Annotated in this window: 14 protein-coding genes and 1 pseudogene; 7 read left to right on the top strand and 8 right to left on the bottom strand. The window is 63.0% G+C overall.

Going from position 1 to position 15,199, the window contains the following annotated elements:
- The first annotated feature begins 19 nt into the window (after nt 1-19).
- A complete protein-coding gene (locus tag EIO64_RS13235) occupies nt 20-1,765 on the top strand; it encodes an ABC transporter permease (protein ID WP_021749062.1) in 1,746 nt (581 codons plus the stop codon).
- Complete coding sequence (locus tag EIO64_RS13230) at nt 1,762-2,880, top strand: ABC transporter ATP-binding protein (protein WP_021749061.1); 1,119 nt, start codon at nt 1,762-1,764, stop codon at nt 2,878-2,880. The genes EIO64_RS13235 and EIO64_RS13230 overlap by 4 nt, the downstream gene beginning before the upstream one ends.
- Before the next feature lie 87 nt (nt 2,881-2,967).
- Here the strand turns inward: EIO64_RS13230 and EIO64_RS13225 are convergent, their stop codons facing one another.
- From EIO64_RS13225 to EIO64_RS13215, 3 genes and pseudogenes are all read right to left on the bottom strand, one after another.
- A complete protein-coding gene (locus tag EIO64_RS13225; RefSeq protein ID WP_021749060.1) occupies nt 2,968-3,249 on the bottom strand; it encodes a hypothetical protein in 282 nt (93 codons plus the stop codon).
- Between the two features lie 179 nt (nt 3,250-3,428).
- A pseudogene (asnS, locus tag EIO64_RS13220) lies at nt 3,429-4,822 on the bottom strand (asparagine--tRNA ligase).
- A gap of 106 nt (nt 4,823-4,928) precedes the next feature.
- Nucleotides 4,929-5,828 carry a hypothetical protein gene (locus tag EIO64_RS13215; RefSeq protein ID WP_119310564.1) on the bottom strand — a complete coding sequence of 300 codons (900 nt, stop codon included), beginning with the start codon at nt 5,826-5,828 and terminating at the stop codon, nt 4,929-4,931.
- Nucleotides 5,829-6,089: 261 nt separating this feature from the next.
- Here EIO64_RS13215 and EIO64_RS13210 point away from each other — a divergent pair, with 261 nt between their 5' ends.
- The 3 genes from EIO64_RS13210 (at nt 6,090) to EIO64_RS13200 (ending at nt 8,605) form a co-directional block, all read left to right on the top strand.
- Complete coding sequence (locus tag EIO64_RS13210) at nt 6,090-7,172, top strand: PfkB family carbohydrate kinase (protein WP_021749056.1); 1,083 nt, start codon at nt 6,090-6,092, stop codon at nt 7,170-7,172.
- A gap of 81 nt (nt 7,173-7,253) precedes the next feature.
- Nucleotides 7,254-8,183 carry a pseudouridine-5'-phosphate glycosidase gene (locus EIO64_RS13205; protein ID WP_021749055.1) on the top strand — a complete coding sequence of 310 codons (930 nt, stop codon included), beginning with the start codon at nt 7,254-7,256 and terminating at the stop codon, nt 8,181-8,183.
- A gap of 68 nt (nt 8,184-8,251) precedes the next feature.
- Nucleotides 8,252-8,605: a DUF1294 domain-containing protein gene (locus EIO64_RS13200; RefSeq protein ID WP_119310563.1), complete on the top strand. Its 354-nt coding sequence runs from the start codon at nt 8,252-8,254 to the stop codon at nt 8,603-8,605.
- A gap of 52 nt (nt 8,606-8,657) precedes the next feature.
- Here EIO64_RS13200 and EIO64_RS13195 read toward each other — a convergent pair whose 3' ends face one another.
- Nucleotides 8,658-9,590: a sugar phosphate isomerase/epimerase family protein gene (locus tag EIO64_RS13195; RefSeq protein WP_119310562.1), complete on the bottom strand. Its 933-nt coding sequence runs from the start codon at nt 9,588-9,590 to the stop codon at nt 8,658-8,660.
- A gap of 155 nt (nt 9,591-9,745) precedes the next feature.
- On the opposite strand from EIO64_RS13195, the gene EIO64_RS13190 reads away from it, so the two are divergent.
- Together EIO64_RS13190 and pyk are read left to right on the top strand one after the other, a co-directional pair.
- Nucleotides 9,746-10,168 (top strand): HIT family protein, encoded by a 423-nt coding sequence (locus EIO64_RS13190; protein WP_119310561.1) that lies wholly within the window; start codon nt 9,746-9,748, stop codon nt 10,166-10,168.
- 135 nt (nt 10,169-10,303) lie between these two features.
- Nucleotides 10,304-12,046 (top strand): pyruvate kinase, encoded by a 1,743-nt coding sequence (pyk, locus tag EIO64_RS13185; protein WP_021749051.1) that lies wholly within the window; start codon nt 10,304-10,306, stop codon nt 12,044-12,046.
- A gap of 137 nt (nt 12,047-12,183) precedes the next feature.
- On the opposite strand, the gene EIO64_RS13180 is transcribed toward pyk, so the two are convergent.
- Genes EIO64_RS13180 through EIO64_RS13165 form a run of 4 tightly spaced genes read right to left on the bottom strand, consistent with a single transcriptional unit; the run spans nt 12,184 to nt 15,070 of the window.
- Entirely contained in the window at nt 12,184-12,630 is a 447-nt protein-coding gene (locus EIO64_RS13180) for a glycosyltransferase (protein WP_249390677.1), read from the bottom strand.
- Entirely contained in the window at nt 12,606-13,256 is a 651-nt protein-coding gene (locus EIO64_RS13175; protein WP_249390676.1) for a glycosyltransferase, read from the bottom strand. Before EIO64_RS13175 ends, EIO64_RS13180 begins: the two co-directional genes overlap by 25 nt.
- Before the next feature lie 39 nt (nt 13,257-13,295).
- Complete coding sequence (locus EIO64_RS13170; protein WP_021749049.1) at nt 13,296-13,892, bottom strand: TVP38/TMEM64 family protein; 597 nt, start codon at nt 13,890-13,892, stop codon at nt 13,296-13,298.
- The gene (locus EIO64_RS13165; protein WP_119310559.1) at nt 13,889-15,070 is read right to left on the bottom strand and encodes a glycosyltransferase family 4 protein; all 1,182 of its coding nucleotides are present in this window, start codon (nt 15,068-15,070) and stop codon (nt 13,889-13,891) included. The genes EIO64_RS13170 and EIO64_RS13165 overlap by 4 nt, the downstream gene beginning before the upstream one ends.
- Nucleotides 15,071-15,199 lie beyond the last annotated feature (129 nt).

Below are 15,199 nucleotides of genomic sequence, written 5' to 3'. Positions count from 1 at the left end.
ATCAACAGGAGGAACCCAAATGGCAAACGCTGCTGGTTCGGGCGGCAAAAGCGCCGCCCGCCTGAAAAGGCGGAACGAATCCAAGATGATCATGCGTCAGCCCATCATGCTGATCTCGATCCTTACGGTCATCGTGCTCCTGCTTTTATTCGTCATCTATCCCCTGGTGAAGATTCTGCTCTTCAGCCTGACCGATGCGTCCGGGACTTTCTCCCTGGCTACCGCGGCGGAGATCTTTTCCACCTCCCGGTATTTAAAGACGTTCGGCCGCACCATGGTGCTGGGAGTGATCGTGGCAGTGATCGCCACCTTCATCGGCTACATCTTCGCCTATACCATCACCCGCACAAACGTCCCCTGCAAGGGCTTTCTGAAGACCATCGCCACCCTGCCCATCCTGTCCCCGCCCTTCATTCTGTGCCTGTCCATCATCTTTCTGTTCGGGCGGCAGGGGCTGATTACCAACGGGCTGCTGAAGATCACGGACAACGACGTCTACGGCATGGGCAGCCTGATCGTGGTGCAGGTGCTGAGTTTCTTCCCCATCGCCTATATGACCCTCTCCGGCATCCTCTCCTCCATCGACGCATCGGTGGAGGACGCCGCCTGCAACATGGGCGCCAGCCGGTGGCACACCTTCTGGACGGTCACCTTTCCGCTGTCCCTGCCGGGCATCATCTCCGGCTGCCTGCTGGTGTTCATCCAGTCTCTGGAGGACTTCTCCAATCCCGCCACCATCGGCGGCGATTTCACCACCTTATCTGTGGAAGTCTATCAAACCATCACCGGCAGCTATGACATGCAGAAGGGCTCCGTGCTGGCGCTTTTGATGCTGGTGCCTACCATGCTGGCCTATCTGCTGAACAAATACTGGGTCAACAAAAAGAGTTTCGTCACCGTCACGGGCAAGCCCACCCAGGCCCGCAAGCTCATCGATGAGCCCCATATCAAATGGCCCCTGTTCGCTGTCTGCCTGGTGGTGGCCGCGGTCATCATCCTGTTCTACGGCACAGTGGTCTTTGGTTCCTTCGTCAAGACCTGGGGCTACGACTACACCCTCACCCTGGACCAGTACACCCGCGCCTTGCAGCAGGGCTGGGACAGCCTGCGGAACTCCATTATCCTGGGTCTGATCGGAGCGCTGATCGGCGGCCTGCTGGGCATGGTCATCGCCTACATCACCGCCAAGCGGGACTACTACGGCAAACGGTTTATCGAGGTGTCCTCTGTTCTGATGTTCGCCGTCCCCGGCACTGTGCTGGGCATCGCCTACATCCTGGCCTTCAACACCGGCTTCCTAGTGCTCACCGGCACCGCTGCCATCCTGGTGATCGTGTTCGTGTTCCGGAATATGCCGGTGGCGATTGAGTCCGGCACCACCACGCTGCTGCAGATCGACAACTCCATTGAAGAGGCCTCCACCATTCTGGGTGCCGGCAGCGGCTACTCCTTCCGCCGGATCTCCCTGCCTATGCTGCGCAACGCCTTCTTCTCCGGCCTGGTGTACTCCTTCGTGAAGGCCATCACTGCCGTCAGCGCCATCATCTTCCTGGTCTCTCCCCGCTGGGATCTGGTCACCAGCAAGATCTACACGCTCTTTGACCAGGCAAAATACAGCCAGGCTGCGGCCTTCGTCACCATGATGGTCGTAATCCTGCTGGTGTTTATCGGCATTTTCAACGGATTGATCAACCTGCTGCTGGCCCCCCGCTCCAGGGTGCCCAAGGGCGCAGGCATTCACGAGAAAACGGAGGAAACAAAATGAGCAAGCAGATGGAAAAGTCGGCGCTGGGCAAAAAGAGCTCCGGCGTGGTTTTAAAAGAGATCACCAAGATCTTCCAGCAGCCGGATACCGGCAAGGATTTCGTGGCTGTGGACCACATCAACCTGAACATCCAGGACGGCGAGATGGTGACGCTGCTGGGCCCTTCCGGCTGCGGCAAAACCACCACGCTGCGGATGATCTCCGGCTTTGAGTACCCCACCAGCGGCAGCGTGTTTATCGGTGAGCGGGATGTTGCCAAGATCCCCCCCAACAAGCGGGGCATCTCCATGGTGTTCCAGAGCTACGCTCTGTTCCCCCATCTGAACATCTGGGAGAACGTGGCCTACGGTCTGAAAGTGGCCAAGGTCTCCCAGGATGAGGTGGTCCGCCGCACCAACGCCGTCATGGAGCTGATGCAGCTGACCGGTATGGAGCGCCGGTTCCCCAACCAGCTCTCCGGCGGACAGCAGCAGCGGGTGGCCCTGGCCCGCGCCGTGGTCATTGAGCCCAGCGTGCTGTTGTTTGACGAGCCCCTGTCCAACTTGGACGCCAAGCTGCGGGAGAGCATGCGGGACGAGCTCCGGGCCCTTCAGAAACGGCTGGGCATCACCTCCCTTTATGTCACCCATGACCAGTCCGAGGCCATGGCCATCTCCGACCGGGTGGTCATCATGAAGGACGGCGTCATCTGCCAGCAGGGCACGCCCACAGAGATCTATGAGCAGCCCAACAGCCGGTTCGTGGCCAACTTCATCGGCAAGGCCAACTTCATCGACGGCACCTTCCGCGGCATGGACGGCGAGAACGCCCTGGTGGAAGTGGGCGGCCACACCTTCCCCATCCCCGCCCCCGGCAAGATGGAGGGCGTCCAGAAGGACGGCCCCTGCTGCCTGGCGGTTCGTCCGGAGTCTATTCTCCTCTCTGAGGAAGAGGGCCCCCTGTCCGGCCGTGTCTCCCGGGCCACTTACTACGGTGCCAAAGTGGAGTACGAGGTCATGCTGGGCGACCAGCCCATCATCGTGGAGGTCTACAACCCCCAGCTGTCCAAGCGCTTCGCAGAGGGCGAAGCGGTCCACATGACCCTCATCGACCGCTGCGTGCGGGTGCTGGCCTGATCCGGCACAGTTCTTCATCTAACTGAAAGAGAGCGCCCGGGCCACGTGGTCCGGGCGCTCTCTTTCACGCGCACTCCGGGGCAGCGCCTATTCCTCCCGCAGATAGTTCAGCTTCCCCAGGTCCAGGCCCATTTGCAGCCCCAGAAAGAAGTGGGCGGCGCAGGCCCGTTCTCCCGCGCCAGCCCAGGCGTCCTCCATCTCCAGGACCTCCTCCAGCAGCGGCACGTCCCCGCCGTGGGTTTCCCGGAAGCTGGCCATCAGTTCTTGCTGCTTCCGCTCCAGCGCCTGCCACTCTTCGTCCCGTCCCTGAAGCCTGGGCCGCAGATGCGCCAGCATCAGGCGCAGAAGTTCCATTGTATCGCTTTCCATTTTTTTCCTCCTTTTGAGTTTTTCCTAACTATACACTAGGGCCCCGCCTCTCCTCAAGAAAAACTGTTGCAGCGGACCGCCGGCAATGCGCAGAAGGGTACCGCCCTCCGTCCCCACAACCGCAAAAAACGGCGCCCTGTCCAAGCAGATGGACAGGGCGCCGGAGTCGATTTTATTTTTTAAAAGTCCGCACTGCCGACCGTTCTCGGGTGGGGCAGGACGTCCCGGATGTTGCTGACGCCGGTGAGGTACATCACCAGCCGTTCAAAACCCAGGCCGAAGCCCGCGTGCTTGCAGGAGCCGTAGCGCCGCAGGTCGCAGTACCACCAGTAGTCCTTGGGGTTCATGCCCAGCTCCCGGATGCGGCTTTCCAGGATTTCCAGCCGCTCCTCGCGCTGGCTGCCGCCGATGATCTCGCCGATGCCGGGTACCAGGCAGTCCGCCGCGGCCACGGTTTTCCCATCGTCGTTGAGGCGCATGTAGAACGCCTTGATCTCCTTGGGATAATCCGTGACGAACACCGGCTTCTTGTACACCTGCTCGGTGAGATACCGCTCGTGTTCCGTCTGCAGGTCGCAGCCCCAGGAGACCTTGTAGTCAAACAGGTCGTTGTGCTGCTCCAGAATCGCCACTGCCTCGGTATAGGTCACCCGGCCGAAGTCAGAGGAGGCCACGTGCTCCAGCCGCTCCAGCAGGCCCTTGTCCACGAAGCTGTTGAAAAAGGCCAGCTCCTGAGGGCACTTTTCCATCACCTGACGGATGACGAACTTGATCATGGCCTCCGCCACATCCATATCGCCCTTCAGGTCTGTGAAGGCCATTTCCGGCTCGATCATCCAGAACTCGGCGGCGTGGCGCTGGGTGTTGGAGTTCTCCGCCCGGAAGGTGGGGCCGAAGGTATATACGTCCCCGAAGGCCATGGCGAAGTTCTCCGCGTTCAACTGGCCGGAGACGGTGAGGTTCGCAGGTTTACCGAAGAAGTCCTGGGAGAAGTCCACCTCCCCATCCTCGGTCATGGGCGGATTTTTGGGGTCCAGCGTGGTGACCCGGAACATCTCGCCGGCGCCCTCACAGTCGCTGGCAGTGATGATGGGGGTGTGGACGTAGACGAAGCCCCGCTCCTGGAAGAACTGATGAATGGCGTAGGCCGCCACGCTCCGCACCCGGAACACGGCGGAAAACAGGTTCGTCCGGGGCCGCAGGTGCTGGATGGTACGCAGAAACTCCACGCTGTGGCGCTTTTTCTGCAGGGGTAGTCGGAGGTGGAGGTGCCCTCCACCTCGATGGAGGCGGCCTTCAGCTCCAGGGGCTGCTTGGCCTCCGGCGTCAGGACGACGGTGCCGGTGACGATCAGGGCGGCGCCCACGTTCTGGGCGGCGATATCCTTATAGTTCTCCAGCGTCCCGGCCTCCATGACCACCTGGAGATTCTTGAAGCAGGACCCGTCGTTCAGCTCGATGAAGCCGAAGGTCTTCATGTCCCGGATGGTGCGGACCCAGCCGCCCACGGTGACCGTCTGGCCGGAGAGTGCCTCGCTGTCGGCGTAGATGGCCGCGATTTTCGTATAGCTCATAAACTTCACCCGTTTTCTTGTTTTTGCTGGAAATGGCTGCATAATCATGGATATTGTACTCCATTTCAAATAGTTTTACAAGAGGGAACGGGCGTTTTCCCGGTTTTCAGGCGATCGCCTCCGCCCCCACGGTGTAATCGCCCCACTGGCCGCCGCCATTTCGGACAGCGGTGCAGTCTGTGAAGAAATAGGCCCCCAGGCCGCTGCGCCACTTCTCCGCGTCAAAGCGGACGCCACTGTAGTCCGGCATCTCGTCCCCAGGACCGAAACTGGGCAGATTAAAGGTCACCGGGTTTTCATCCTGGGTCTCTTTGACGGAGAACAGGCAGCCGTCCTTCCAGAACAGTGCTTCCCCGTCGATATACCCGCTGTCCACGAAGTCCTGATATGTGCCCTCCATAGCCATCAGCCCGTGGGCGGAGCCGAAGGCATAGGCCACCGCGGCCTGTTCGCTTTCCGGCAGGGAGGTCCCGGACAGGTCCACCCCCAGCTCCGTGATGCCATCATTCAGGCTGGGGTCCACCTCCCAGAGATCGTTCAGCACGTCCAGGTGCAGCCGGCACAGATCGTCAAAGCCGTCCTCCAGGATGCGAACGGAGGCCACCGTGCCGAACCGCATGGGGTAGGACTCCATGACGGAGCCGTCCCAGGTGACCTCCACCAGAGCGCCAGGCATGGGAGACCAGTCCAGCAGGTCCATCTCCTCCTGGGTGTATCCCTCGATAGTCAGGTCTTCCACACTGAAGAGGTCCAGGGTGTACACAGCTCCGGCCCCGCCGTCCGTCCCGGCCAGCACAGAAGCCGGATCATCGCCGTCCCCCACAGTCACCAGCCGGAAGGTCTCCGTCACCCGGCCGGGCTCCGTCGTCTCTCCTCCGGTCCGGGTCTCCTCCGCGGGTGTGCCGCCGGAATCGGCCCCCGCACCGGCGGAGACGTCCCCTCCGGCGCAGGCTGCCAGCAGACAGATACAGAAATACAGGCTCAAAAACAGGCACCATTTTTTCATGAAGCATCGCCTCCTCTGCCTGTATAGTCGGCAAAGGCGGCGGTTTGGTTCCACTTCCGGCGCGATTTTTATTCCGCTGGGAGAACATGAAGCTCCCGCCCCATCAGCACCTCTCTGTCCGGTACCTGCGGCAGGCGAAGCGGGCATCCCCGTCCCACAGACGGCTGACGGCTAAAAATTGGGTCTTGACTTTTTCAAAAAAACAGATAAACTAAGCATTAGATTATATATCTTAATTTTTGCTTACAAGGAGGCGGCGCCATGACCCAGCGGGAACGGCAGATTCTGAACTGGATCGAAGAAAACCCTCTCATCTCCCAGCAGGAACTGGCGGAGAAGGCCGGCATCACCCGGTCCTCCGTGGCGGTGCACATCTCCAACCTGATGAAGAAGGGCTACATCACCGGCAAAGGCTACATCGTCCATACAGCGCCCTATGTCACGGTGGTGGGCGGCGTCAACATGGACATCGGCGGCTGGCCGTCGGAGGTGCCGGTGGACCGGGACTCCAACCCCGGCGCGGTGCGGATGAGTCTGGGCGGCGTGGGCCGGAACATCGCCCACAACATGAGCCTTCTGGGCCTGGACGTGCGGATGGTCACCGCCTTCGGCGACGACCTGTACGCCCAGAAGATCGCCGCCAGCTGCGGGGAACTGGGCATCGACATCTCCCAATCCCCGGTGATCCCGGAGGGGCACACCTCCACTTATCTCTTCATCAATGACGAGAAGGGCGACATGCTGCTGGCGGTCAGTGACATGGACATCTACCGCCATCTGACACCCCAGCTGCTCTCTCAGCGGCAGAAGCTGCTGTCCGGCAGCCAGGTGCTGGTGATCGACACCAATATTCCCGCGGAGAGCATCGCCTATCTGGCAGAGAACTGCCCGGTGCCTATCTTTGCCGACCCGGTCTCCACCGCCAAGGCGGTGAAGTTGCAGCCGGTGCTGGGCAGGCTCCACACCCTCAAGCCCAACCGCATCGAGGCGGAGCTGCTCTCCGGCGTGGCCATCACCGATGAGGCCAGCCTGCGCGCCGCCGCGGACGCCCTGCTGGCCACCGGTCTTCACCGGGTATTCATCTCTCTAGGCGGAGACGGCGTGTTCGCCGCCGACCGTTCCGGGGAGCGGGTGCACCTGCCCGTCCTGCCGGCGGAGATGGTGAACACCACCGGCTGCGGGGATGCCTTCATGGCAGCCATCACCTGGGCCTATCTTGCGGGCACGGATCTGACGGGCACCGCCAAGGCGGGTCTGGCAGCCTCCGCCATCGCCATGGAGGGGGCGGAGACCATCAACCCCGCCATGAGCGCGGAAGCGCTGAAGCTGCGGGCTGGGCTTTAAAGTTCCCGGTCCCCCCATTTCCAATTCCTGACACCCCATTCCCCATCGAATAACCAAAATTCAAATCTGGAGGTTTTTATCATGGCTCTGAACAAGTATCTCGACATCGCCCCTGAAGTGCAGAAGGCCCTGGACGAGGGTCGTCCCGTGGTGGCACTGGAATCCACCATCATCTCCCACGGCATGCCCTATCCCCAGAATGTGGAGACGGCCCTGAACGTGGAGAAGATCATCCGGGAACACGGCGCCACCCCTGCCACCATCGCCGTCATCGGCGGGCGGCTGAAGGCCGGCCTCTCTCCCGAGGAGATCGACTACCTGGGCAAGACCGGCCCTGCCGTGGCCAAGGCCAGCCGTCGGGATCTGCCCGTGCTGGTGGCGGAGGGCAGGGACGGCGCCACCACTGTCACCACTACCATGATTATCGCCCACATGGCCGGGATCTCCGTGTTCGCCACCGGCGGCATCGGCGGCGTGCACCGGGGGGCTGAGACCACCATGGACATCTCCGCCGATCTGGAGGAGCTGGCCCACACCCCCGTGATGGTGGTCTGTGCCGGCGCCAAGTCCATTCTGGACCTGGGGCTGACCCTGGAGTACCTGGAGACCCACGGCGTGCCCGTCATCGGCTACGGCACCCGCGAGCTGCCCGCCTTCTACACCCGGAAGAGCGGCTTTGCCGTGGACTATGAGATCGACACCCCGGCGGAGCTGGCCAAAGCCTTTTATGTCAAGCAGGATATGGGCCTGGGCGGCGGCATGCTGGTGACCAACCCCATCCCGGAGGAGTACTCCATGGACGCGGATGTCATCAACAAGGCCATCGACGAGGCCGTGGAGGAGGCCAAGGCTCAGGGCATCCACGGCAAGGAGACCACGCCTTTCCTGCTGGCCAAGATCAAGGATCTGACCGGCGGCGACTCCCTGGCCTCCAATATCCAGCTGGTGTACAACAACGCCAAGCTGGCGGCAGCCACTGCTGTGGAACTCAGCAAGCTTGCCAAAAACTGAAACTTCTGCTACACTGGACTGGCTGGGAACTCCCGGCCAGTCCAGTGCTGTTTCAGGAGGCGGCCGTTATGGAAGAAAAGACACTCTATCTGCCCACAGAGCACAATGACCGTATCGTTGCCTTCATCGGCTCTCCCCTGGGGCTGCTGGCCGCCTGGCTGGTGCTCATCAACACTGTGACCTTTTTGATCTTCGGCGTAGACAAGCTCCTGGCCAAACACCCCCGGTTCCGCCAGCGGGTGCCGGAGAAAAATCTGTTGCTTCTGGCCGTGGTGGGCGGCAGCGTGGGTGCCCTGCTGGGGATGTACCTCTTCCGCCACAAGACGCTCCACCGGGTCTTTCGGGTGGGCGTGCCGGTGATCCTGGCCGTGCAGCTCCTGCTGGCGGCGGCCATTACCCTGTACTGGAATTTCCTGCGGTGATCCTGTTCTGAAAAAAGCCCCGCCTCGTTCGTGAGGCGGGGCTTTGCGTATTTCAGGCGGGCAGCGCCTGCCGCAGCAGGGACACGGCCTTCTGCAGGGCCTCCTCCAGCGGGATGGTGTAATCCTCCTGTTCGATGCTGAGGGCGCCGTCGTAGCCGCAGTCCTGCAGCGTCTCCAGAAAGCGGCGCCACCAGGCGGCGTCGTGGCCTGTGCCGGGGGTGACGAAGTTCCAGGAGCGGCTGGCGAACTCCAGCACGCCCTTGGTGTCCAGCAGGGTGTTCTGCCCGGCAGCCGGCTCCAGGCGCACGTCCTTGATGTGGACATGGTAGATGCAGTCCGCCAGGGCGCGGGCCACCTCCACGGGGTCCGCCCCCATCCAGAAGAGATGGCTGGGGTCCAGATTCACCCCCAGAATGTCGTCTCCCACCTCACTCCGCAGGCGGCGGAGCGTCTCCACATTGTACACCAGCTGCCAGCCATGGAACTCCAGGGCGATGCGCTTCACCCCGTGGTCCCGGGCCCGGGCGGCCAGCGCCTTCCACACCGGGACGGCCGCCTTCCACTGGTAGCGGAGGATTTCCTCCGTCTCCGGCGGCCAGGACGTGACGATCCAGGTGGGAGTGCGGTCCTCCGGGCAGCCGCCGGGCAGGCCGCTCATCATCACCACGGTCTCCACCCCTAGCTGCTCCGCCAGGAGGAACGTGCCCTCCGCCACCGCCCTGTCTCCGGCTCCCTTCTCCCCGGGGAACAGGGGGTTGCCGGAGCAGTTCAGGGCGGAGATCGTGAGGCCGTTTTCCCCCAGAGTATCCAGCAGCCGGTGCCGGGCACCGGCGTCCGCCGTCAGCCCTTTCAGGTCCACATGGGGCGCCGGGGACCAGTTGCCGCAGCCCAACTCCACCTGCTCCAGCCCCAGTCCCCGGCAGACGGCCGCTGCCTCTGCCAGGGAGCGGTCTACCAGGCTGTCCGTCACCAAGCCGAGTTTCATGTCGATTCCTCCTCCGTCTTCGTTCTTGATACCCTGATGATACCAGAACCTCTGCCCCGGCGCAATCCTGAACTGATGCTTGACGGCGGCGGTTTTGGGTTGTATGGTAATAAGGGGAAAATTTCCTCCGTATTCTGACAAAAGGAGATCTAGCCATGGGATGCTTTTACTGCGATGAACATCACGAGGGCCGGGAGGCCATCATGTACAAGGTCGGCGAGATGGAGGCCGGTGTGCTCTATCTCTTCAAGGATCAGGCCCACAAGGGCCGCTGCGCCCTGGCGCTGAAGAACCACCGGAAGGAGCTGTGCGAGTGCGGGCCGGAGGAGCTGGCCGCCTTCGCCCGGGATCTGGCCCGGGCCTCCGGTGCAGTGAAGGAACTGTGGGGCTGCGACAAGATCAACCTGGGCTCCTTCGGCGATACGAATCCCCACCTGCACTTCCATATCGTACCCAAATACGAGGGCGGATTCGAGTTCGGCGGTTCCTTTGCCATCACGAATCCGAAGCCGGTGCTGCTCTCCGAGGGCGAATATCAAGAGATGATCGCCGCCCTGCGGGAAAAGCTGGGGATGTGAGCCTTCCCGCGCTGACGGGCCTTTTGGCGGATCCCTCTTGTTTATTGAACACTTTTCCACTTTTTTGCGCTGCGGCTTTGTGATAAACTGTCTTACAGTTTGTATCCCTTTTGACCGAAAGGTGGATTTTTATTTATGAGAAAGACAAAGATCGTGTGCACCCTCGGTCCGGCCACGGACAGGGAGGGCGTCCTGCGGCAGATGCTGGAGGCCGGCATGAACGTGGCCCGGTTCAATTTCTCCCACGGCAGCCACGCGGAGCACAAGGGTCGTCTGGACGCCCTGAAGGCCCTGCGGGCGGAGCTGGGCCTGCCGGTGGCCGCCATGCTGGACACCAAGGGGCCGGAGGTCCGGCTGAAGTCCTTCGCCGCAGGTTCCGTCATGCTGCGGACCGGCCAGGAGTTCACCCTGACCACCCGGGACATCGTGGGGGATGAGCAAGGCTGCTCCATCACCTACGCCGACCTGCCCGGGGACGTGAAGGCCGGCGACACCATCCTGCTGGACGACGGCCTGGTGCGCCTGACGGTGCTGGAGACCACAGCGGCGGACGTCCGCTGCCGGGTGGAAAACGACGGGGCCATGAAAAACAACAAGGGCGTCAATGTGCCGGGCATCCGCCTGTCCATGCCCTACATGAGCCAGCGGGACCGGGAGGACATCCTCTTCGGCGTGGAACAGGGCTTTGACTTCATCGCCGCCAGCTTCGTCCGCACGGCGGACGACGTGCGGGAGATCCGCCGCCTGCTGGATGAGGCAGACTCCTCCATCCAGATCATCGCCAAGATTGAAAACCAGGAGGGGGTCAGCAACCTGGCGGAGATCCTGTCCGTGGCGGACGGCATCATGGTGGCCCGGGGGGATATGGGCGTGGAGATCGACTTCACAGAGATTCCCATCATCCAGAAGGACATGATCGCCCAGTGCGTGGCCGCCGGCAAGCCTGTCATCACAGCCACACAGATGCTGGACTCTATGATGGAGAATCCCCGCCCCACCCGGGCGGAGATCACCGACGTGGCCAACGCCATCTACGACGGAACCTCCGCCATCATGCTCTCCGGCGAGACAGCGGCGGGCAAATACCCCGTGGAGGCGGTGCAGACCATGGATGCCATTGCCCTGCGGACCGAGGCGGACATCAACTACGCCAAGCGGATGCGCAACCTGCCGGGTTCCAGCCGCCTGTCCATCGCCGCCGCCACGGCCCATGCCGCCTGCACCACTGCCATGGACATCGGTGCCGATGCCATCCTCACCGTCAGCCAGAGCGGTGCCACCGCCCGGCTGGTGAGCCGTTTCCGCCCCGGCACCACGGTGGTGGCCTGCCTGCTCAGTGAGCGGGTCCAGCGGCAGATGGCCCTGTACTGGGGCGTGGTGCCCCTGCTGATGCCCTATGCCCAGAACACCGACCAGCTGATCGAGTTCGCCATCCAGGCGGCAGAGAAGGCAGAACTCGTGAAGCAGGGCGATCTGGTGGTCATTACTGCCGGTGTGCCCGTGGGTGTCTCCGGCACCACCAATATGATCAAGGTCCATCTGGTGGGCGGGGCCCTGCTCAACGCCGTCGGCGTGGGGGCCAGCAACGCCTCCGGCCCCCTGTGCGTCTGCCGCTCACTGGAGGATGTGGCCGCCAAGTTCCGCCCCGGGGATGTGCTGGTGGTGCCCTACACCACCAACGACCTCCTGCCCTATATCCGGCAGGCGGCCGCTGTCATCAGCGAGGAGAGCGGCACCAACGGCCATGCGGCCACTGTGGGCCTGACGTTGGGCAAGGCGGTGATCGTGGGCGCCGCCGGCGCCGTCCAGCGCCTGAAGGACGGTGCCATGGTCTCTGTGGACTGTGCCCGCGGCGTGGTCCAGACGCTGCCCCAGTAAACGCGCCAAAAGCGCCTCCGGCTTTTGCCGGAGGCGCTTTTTCTCTTCATCGGCGGCCCGCAGAACCGGAATGGAAGCGGGCGCTATGGGGAACCATCCCTCGCCAGGGTATCCTTATCCCGTAGGAATACCGGGAATTAAGGTGTGAAGCTGTGCTGTACGGGTCTCTCCGCCTGAGGGAGGTTCGTTTTTGCCGCCGGCTGCGCTGCCGGCAGAATGTCCATCCGCCGGTAGACCTCCCGCAGGCGCTCCCCCATCACCGACAGGCTCCGCTCCTCCGCCACCCGGCGGCCGGCGGCTGTCAGATCCGGCAATGTCCCTGTCAGAAGTCCTTCCGCCTTCTGCTGGAACTCGTCTGTGCCGGAGGCCTTGTAGACATTCTGTCCCTCCCGCAGCCAGCCGTTGTAAACAGGGATGTCCCGCACCACTGTGGGAATGCCGCAGGCCAGGGCTTCCAGCACCACGATGCCCTCGGTCTCCTCATGACTCATGAAGGCGAATACATCCGCGCCGCAATATGCCTCCCGCAGCGTCTCCCGGTCTACAAAGCCGGCGAAGGTCACATTCTCCGGCGCCTGTTCCATGGCCTGCCGGATCTCCTGGGGATCAGATGGGGATCCGTCCAGCCGAACCAGAGGAAACGGGCCTCCGGCATCCGCCGGGCCAGCTCCAGGAATTCCGGCAGTCCCTTCCGGGCAATGGTGTGACCCACGGAAATCACCGCCCGCTCCCCTTCCCGGAGGCCCCAGCGGCGGCGGAAGGACGCCCGCCGGGTGGGATCCGGCGCGAAGAACTCTGTATCCACGCCGTTGGAAATGCTGTACACCGGCGGCTTGAGGCCGTAGCTCTCCAGCAAACGGCGGGAGTATTCCGTGGGGGTCAGCACCACGTCGCCCAGGCTGTAGCAGAAGGTGATCCACTTGCGGAAGAGGGGTGCCAGCCGGTCCGAGCCTCGAAAGGATCTGCGGAAATCCTCCATAGTGGAGTGGCCGTAGTAAATGACCTTCCGCCCCATCAGCTTGGCCGCCAGAGCCGCCAGCACCGAATCCGGCAGCACCGTGTTGATATGGACGGCCCCGGCCCGCTGGCACCAATGGTCGGCAGTGTCGATCCGGGCCCGGCGCAGCATCTCCCGCTGGTGGAGGATGGCCTGTCCCACACCGCTTTTGCCGACCAGGCGCAGGCCGCCATTGTAGATAAAAACGCGCATGTGTGTCTCCTTTACCGATCCGCCCGTCCGCGGATGTCTTTACCCCAGCCAGCCTGTGATCTGCTGGAACAGCACCGTCAGCCCCAGGCTGTACAGGGCGATGGAAAGGGGCTTGCCCAGCAGGATGATGGTGGTGAACCGCCGCCAGGTCATGGAGGTGGTACCCGCCAGATAGCACAGGAAGTCGTCCGGCGCCACCGGGAAAAAGATCGCCAGGGCGAACAGCCGTGCAAACCGGTCATTCCGCTCTGTCCAATCGCTGTACTTGGCGATGAGCTTTTCCGAAAACAGCAGGCTCAACAGCGGCCGCCCGCAGTTGCGCGCCACGGCAAAGGCCAACAGCGAACCGATGCAGATGCCCACATAATTGTAGACAAACCCCATCACCGGGCCGAACAGCACCACGCCCACCAGGCAGCCCAGGCCGCCGGGCAGCACCGGCACCACTACCTGCACCATCTGGAACGCCACGAACAGCAGCCCGCCGGCGGCGCCGCAGCTGGCCACAAAGGCCTGCAGCCGCTCCTGGGAGGTTAGCAGTCCTGCCTGCCAGGCCCAGATTCCGGTCAGCACGCACAAAATCAGTCCGAAGAGGGACGCCGCCTGCAGAGCGGTCTTTTCCACGCCCCGGCTCATGCGGTCACCCCCTGGACACAGCTGGCCGCCCGCCGGGCCAGCTGCATCTGATAGATGCGCTCCACCCGCTGGGCAAACCGCTGGGCGGAGAACTGCTCCGCACTCTCTGCGGCCCGCCGCTTCAGCGCTTCGTGGGTCTCCGGGCTGGCCAGGAACTCCTCCAGCCGCTGCCGGAACTCCACAGTGCTGTGGTACTGCCAGCCGTTCTCTCCCTCCAGGATGACGCCCTCCAGGCAGAGATCCGCCCGGCACAGGGCGGGCACGCCGGCGGCCAGTGCCTCGATGTAGGTCAGACCCTGGGTCTCGCTGGAGGAGGCGCTGACGAACAGGTCCCCCAGCCGGTACCACTCCGGCACCTCCTCCGGGGGCACCATGCCGGCAAAGATCACTGCCGGGGCCTCCAGCCGCAGATCGTGGGCCACCTGCTCCAGCCGGGGCCGGTCAGGACCATCCCCCACCAGCAACAGCGTCACAGGGCGGCTGCCCAGGGAGGCCCGGAGCTTCAGCAGCTCCTGGATGTTCTTCTCCTCCGCAAGGCGCCCCACGCACACCAGCACAGTGTTTTCCGCAGGGATGCCCAGGCTGGCCCGCAGAACCGCCCGGCGCATGGGATCGCCCTCCTGCTGGAAGCGCCGCAGGTCGATGCCCGTAGGCACCACGAAGACCGGGCAGCGAACGCCATAGCCCTGCAACAGTCCCCGCACCTTGCCGGTGGGGGCGATCATGCCGTCCACCTGGGCAGCTACCCAGCGGGAGAAAGCCGCCACCGCACATCGGCCCCACCGGACGCTGGGGGAGAAGTAGTGGGTGTAGTCCTCATACACCGTGTGGTAGGTGTGGACCAGGGGGACATCCAGCTCCTCTGCGATGCGGCGGGCCAGGAAAAAGGTGCTGAACTCACATTGGGAGTGGATCACATCCGGCCGCCAGTCCATCAGCTCCCGTACCCAGCGGCCCGCCATGGCGGTGCGGAGGCGGGCGCCGGGATAGATCCGTCCGGCGTTTACGGAGCCGATGGCGGTGACGCCGTCCCGGGACCAGGAGTGGAGCGACTGGGACAGCGTCAGGATCCGGACCTCATGGCCCCGGCGCTCCAACTCCCGCTGCAGGTTTTTCACAGAGGTGACCACACCGTTTACCGCAGGCGTATACCAATCTGTGGTAATCAGGATCTTCATAACAGGTTCCCTTCTTTCGTCTTGTTCTCCTATACGACGCAGCCCCGCCGAACGCTTCAACTTCCGGAACATTTTTTCAGTTCCAGTATAACGCCACCAGATCAACATCCCACGGCGTTTGCGTCAAAT

Origin of the sequence: Dysosmobacter welbionis, assembly GCF_005121165.3 — a bacterium.
GTDB lineage: Bacteria > Bacillota > Clostridia > Oscillospirales > Oscillospiraceae > Oscillibacter > Oscillibacter welbionis.
The sequence above is the reverse complement of the archived record's forward strand: the minus strand, read 5'-3'. Positions and strand labels throughout refer to the sequence as shown.